General features: G+C 70.7%; 5 protein-coding genes. 3 read left to right on the top strand and 2 right to left on the bottom strand.

All coding sequences use genetic code 11. The features are described 5' to 3' along the window. A partial coding sequence (locus NA4_RS37185) for an AAA family ATPase (RefSeq protein WP_157129541.1) occupies positions 1-1294 on the top strand: 1294 nt, incomplete at its 5' end. Between the two features lie 14 nt (positions 1295-1308). On the opposite strand, the gene NA4_RS37180 is transcribed toward NA4_RS37185, so the two are convergent. After that, positions 1309-2226, bottom strand: a complete 918-nt coding sequence (locus NA4_RS37180; protein WP_067480721.1) for an NmrA family NAD(P)-binding protein — start codon at positions 2224-2226, stop codon at positions 1309-1311. Positions 2227-2331: 105 nt separating this feature from the next. Between NA4_RS37180 and NA4_RS37175 the strand changes: the two genes are divergently transcribed. Next, on the top strand, positions 2332-3105 hold the full coding sequence (locus tag NA4_RS37175; protein WP_067480718.1) for a TetR/AcrR family transcriptional regulator: 774 nt from the start codon (positions 2332-2334) through the stop codon (positions 3103-3105). Between the two features lie 304 nt (positions 3106-3409). On the opposite strand, the gene NA4_RS37170 is transcribed toward NA4_RS37175, so the two are convergent. Next, positions 3410-3799, bottom strand: coding sequence for a DUF2237 family protein (locus NA4_RS37170; protein ID WP_019048221.1), 390 nt, complete (start codon positions 3797-3799; stop codon positions 3410-3412). 193 nt (positions 3800-3992) lie between these two features. On the opposite strand from NA4_RS37170, the gene NA4_RS37165 reads away from it, so the two are divergent. After that, on the top strand, positions 3993-5046 hold a 1054-nt coding region (locus tag NA4_RS37165), incomplete at its 3' end, for a signal recognition particle receptor subunit alpha (protein ID WP_084497813.1).

Below are 5046 nucleotides of genomic sequence, written 5' to 3'. Positions count from 1 at the left end.
CACCGAGTCCGCGGGTCGCGTGCGGGAGGAGGCGGCGGCCGCGCTGGCCGAGGTGCGGGCCATGGAAGTCGAGGCCAGGCTTGCCGTGCGCACCGCCGAGGAGCGGGCGGAATCGGTACGCGGCAAAGCGGATTCACTGCGCCGAGCGGCGCGCGCGGAACGCGAGACCCGTGCGCGCGCCGAACGTGCCCAAGCCGCGCGCAAGAAGGCGGCCGAAGTGGCCGCCGCGGTCGCCGAGTCGGGTGCGAAGGTCGCCGCCGAACTGGAGAAAACGGTCGCCGAGGCGGGCAGCCGCCGTGACGAGCTGGTGCGCAGGCGCTCCGAATGCGCCGCCCAGGTCGAGCAGGTCAAGGAGCGGGTGCGCGCGCTCGGAACGCAACTGGCCCAGCTCACCGACGCGGTGCACCGCGACGAGGTGGCCAAGGCCCAGGCAGCGCTGCGCATCGAGCAGCTGGAGGCGACCATCGCCGAGCAGTTCGGCATCGCGCTCGACGATCTGATCGCCGAGTACGGTCCCGACGTGCCGCTGCCACCCTCGGCGCTGGAATTGCAGGAGTACGAGCAGGCCACCGAACGCGGCGAACAGGTCAGCCCGCCTGCTCCGATGCCCTTCGACCGGCAGACCCAGGAGCGCCGCGCCAAACGCGCCGAGAAGGATCTCGCCACCCTCGGAAAGGTGAATCCGCTCGCGCTCGAGGAGTTCGCCGCGCTGGAGGAACGCTACAACTTCCTGGCCACGCAGCTCGAGGACGTCAAGAGCGCGCGCAAGGACCTCCTGGACGTGGTCGCCGAGGTCGACGCCCGCATCCTGCAGGTGTTCACCGAGGCCTACGCCGACGTCGAGCGCGAATTCGTCGAGGTGTTCGCGAAGCTGTTCCCCGGCGGCGAGGGCAGGCTGCTGCTCACCGACCCGTCGGACATGCTCACCACCGGCATCGAGGTGGAGGCCCGCCCGCCGGGGAAGAAGGTCAAGCGGCTGTCGCTGCTGTCCGGCGGTGAGAAGTCGCTGACCGCGGTCGCGCTGCTGGTGGCCATCTTCCGCGCCAGACCCTCGCCGTTCTACGTGATGGACGAGGTCGAGGCCGCGCTGGACGACACCAACCTGCGCCGGCTGATCGGCCTGTTCGAACAGTTGCGGGAGAAGAGCCAGCTGATCGTCATCACCCACCAGAAGCCGACGATGGAGATCGCCGACGCCCTCTACGGCGTCAGCATGCGCGGCGACGGCATCACCCAGGTCATCTCACAGCGGCTGCGCGGGGAGAACCTGGCTCCGGTGGGCGCGGCGAGCTGAGCGGTCGCGCCGGATCATCGTCCCGGAGTTACCTTTTCGCCGTCCAGCAGGGCTTTGATCTGCGCCGCACCGGTTTCGGCCAGCCAGGTGTCGAAGGTCCGCAGTCCGGGATGGATTTCGCGGATCTCGGCGACGTCGGCGTGCCAGCCGCCAGTGTGGCGCATCAGCCGCCAGGTATTGCCGATCTCCGCGCCGAGCGCGTCCGCCTCGGCCTCGGTGACCTCCTGATAGCGGACCTGGTGCCCGGTGGCCTTGCTGATCGCCTCGGCCGCCGCGGGCGGGGCGAGCGCGTCGCCGGCGAGTTCGAGGACGCGGCCGTGGAAGCGATCCGGGTCGGCGAACGCGAGGGCGGCGATGTCACCGATGTCGGCGATGGCGATGATCTGCATCGGCCCGGCGGCGGGAAAGAGATGCCGGTGCACGCCGCCGAAGATGCCGTCGACCGGCGAGGTGCGCAGCAGGTAGTTCTCCATGAAGCGCACCGGACGCAGCAGCGTGTAGCTGAGACCACTGGCGATGATCGCGTCTTCGATGCGCTTCTTGCCCGCCGCTCCCCATGAGGTGTTGTCACCCAGCGACGCGATGCCGGTGAACACGATCTGCTCGACACCGGCGCGGCATGCCGCGTCCACGAGCGCCTCGCCGCGCGTGGCTTCCAGTTCCACATCCCAGCCCTGCAAGCTGTACGCGGCGGGCGGGACCGCAAACAGCCCGGTGACACCGTCCAAGGCCGCGGAGATGGTGTCTGGGGAGTCGAAGTCGCCGACCGCGAGTTCCGCGCCAGCCGCGGCCAATTCCCGTGCGGCGGGCGACTGCGCGTCGCGGACCAGCGCGCGCACCCCACGGCCATCGGCCAGCAACTTGCGGGCAGTCACGCCGCCCTGCTTGCCGGTGGCTCCGGTGACCAGGATGAGAGTGTGCTGAGGGGACATGCTTCGCCTTCTCTGCTCGATAGAATCGGGTCGGGTGACCCGGATTCGAACGATACGGGTGGCTCGACCCGATTCAACCCGTCGAAAGCGGAAGGCCGTAACGAAATGACCGCATCGTTGGCCCCCGGCACCACCGCGCGCGCCGATGCCCGGCGCAACCGCGCTCTGGTGCTGGCGGCCGCCCAGCGCGCCTTCGCCGAACAGGGTGCCTCGGTGTCGCTGGCCGAGGTCGCTCGGCGCGCCGGCGTCGGCGCAGGCACCGTCTACCGGCACTTTCCGACGAAAGGCGATCTGCTGGAAGCGGTTATGCAGCAACGCATCGATCGGTTGGCCGAACTCGCCGCCGAACACCTCGGCGCACCGGACCCCGGTGCCGCCTTCTTCGACTTCTGCGCTGCGGTGATCACGACGACGCCGGGCAACCAGGCACTCTGCGACATGGTCCGATCCGACGACGGCTGGCCGCGTGTGCTGGTGCGCAGCGCGGGCGAACGCTTTCACCGCGCCGTGGCGGCCCTGCTGGTCGCGGCCCAGCGCGCAGGCGCGGTCCGCGCCGACGTCGAGTTGGCGGACGTGCTGGCGATCTTCACCGGATGCGTTGCGATTCAACAACTCAGGAAGACGAGCGGCAGTCTCGACCGCTCCGCGGCGATCGTGCTGGACGCGCTGCGGGCGCGGCCGGGCGGACCGGTCGTAACGAAACAGGACGCGGACGCGGGAAGCCGTAACGAATCAGTCGAGCGTAACGAAAGCGGTGGCGAATACTGCCCGATGTGTCACGTGGCGATTCCCCAGGGCCGGACCGGTCGCCGGGCCACGTACTGCTCGGCGGCGTGCCGCCAGAAGGCGCACCGGCGCCGGGCCGCTGCGGCGCGCTAGCACCAGATGGCGCATTTGTGCCATCTAGGTCTCTGATGCGCCACGAACCGATCGAAACCCGACGAGTGTCCCGGTGCGACGGAGGGATGAGGCGGCCGTCACAGGCGATCAGGAGAAGGTACGCCGACCGCTACGCGGCCCATCGCGCCGGTCGGCGGCTTCGGCGGGGCGGCGCGAGGCGAGCGACGGGATATGAGGCATCACCCGTGGAGCGGCTGCCCGCTGCGGTCGCTGTTCACCCACCGCAACGGAGAGTGCCGGACGAGGGTTCGGATGCGCGGAGCCCACACCGCATCAGGGCAGCTCAGAGCAGGTCGCTGACGTCGTCCGGCACGTCGACGGCGTACTTGCGCAGGATGTCCATCGAGATCACTTCCAGAGCGTTCTCATGCGTGGCGGCCAGAACGACGGGCGCGGCGACACCGTCCTCGTGCGCGTGCAACCACCGCACCGCCACGACGCACCAGCGGTCGCCCGGCTGCAGGCCGGGAAAGTTGTTCTCCGGACGCGGCGTGCTCAGATCATTGCCGATGGAGGCTTGATGCTCCAGGAACTCCGCCGTGACGACGGTGCATACGGTGTGGCTGCCCAGATCCTCCGGCCCGGTACTGCAGCAGCCGTCCCGGTAGAAGCCGGTGAGAGGATCGGTGCCGCACTCTTCCAGCGGCCCCCCAAGCACGTTTCGATCGGTCACGTCGCCGATCCTATTGTCCCTTCGCGAGAAGTTCCGCAGGACAAGAAATCTCAGGGGTTGTGTCGGTGCCCGCCGAAGCCCGCCCGCGGCTCGGGACGCGCGGTGTTCGCCGAGCGTCTGCCGTGCTCGCGGGGGCGCGACGCGACCGTTCGGTGCGCCTCGGGGCCCGGCCCGTGACGACCGGTCTGCAAGGATGGTTCGCGTGAGTCCCGAAGTCTGGATCCTGATCGCCGCGGTCGCCGCGCTGCTGCTGGTGGTGCTTGTCGCCGGTTTCGTCCGGCACAAGCGCGGCCGCGTGTCGCTGACCCCGCCCGCGCAGGACAAGGAGGTGACCGACCGGTCCGGTGGCTACACCGCGTCCGGCGGATTCAACTTCAGCCGGGGCGGCACCGCTACCGCGCCGCCACCGCTCGAGCGCACCGACACCGAAGGACAGCCGCACGTCGGCGACGACGCGGCGATCCCGCGCGACGCACCCAAACGCGGGATCACCAACGTGCCACTTCCGGAGGCCGACGTCGCCGAAGCGCCCCCCGCGTCCGGCGGCGCCGCGCCGACGACGGCGCCCGCCGAGCCCCAGACCGAATCTCCGACCGCCGAGGCGCCGACCGATCAGGTGGCAACTCCGGAGGACGTGGCCGACACCACCGCGCCCGTCATCGAACCGGTCGCCCCGGAGGCTGCCCCCGATACCGGCGCCGCGGACACCACCGCTGCCCCGACGACCGAAGTCGTCGCCCCGGACACCGCCGCGGGCGTGGAGACCGCCGCGGCGCTGGAGGAGATCGCGCCCACCGCGGGCCGGCTGGTGCGGTTGCGCGGACGCCTGTCCCGCTCGCAGAACGCGGTCGGCAAGAGCCTGCTCGGCCTGCTCGGCGGCGGCGACCTGGACGACGAATCGTGGGAGGAGGTCGAGGACACCCTCGTTCTGGCCGACCTCGGCACCGCCAGCACGGCCGCGGTTGTCTCCCGGCTGCGCGCCGAGATGGCGGCGCGCAGCGTCCGCAGCACCGACGAGGCTCGTACCGTGCTGCGTGAGGTGCTGATCGAGCAGTTGCGACCGGAGCTGGACCGTTCGGTCCGCGCGCTGCCGCACCCGGATCACCCGTCCATCCTGCTGGTGGTCGGCGTGAACGGCACCGGAAAGACCACCACCACCGGCAAGCTCGCCCGCGTGCTGGTCGCCGACGGCCGCCGGGTGCTGCTCGGCGCCGCCGACACCTTCCGCGCCGCGGCCGCCGACCAGC

It is taken from the genome of Nocardia amamiensis NBRC 102102 (assembly GCF_001612745.1).
In the GTDB taxonomy this organism is placed as follows: Bacteria; Actinomycetota; Actinomycetes; order Mycobacteriales; family Mycobacteriaceae; genus Nocardia; species Nocardia amamiensis.
Note: the sequence above shows the minus strand (reverse complement) of the source record. Positions and strands in the feature narration are given on the sequence as shown.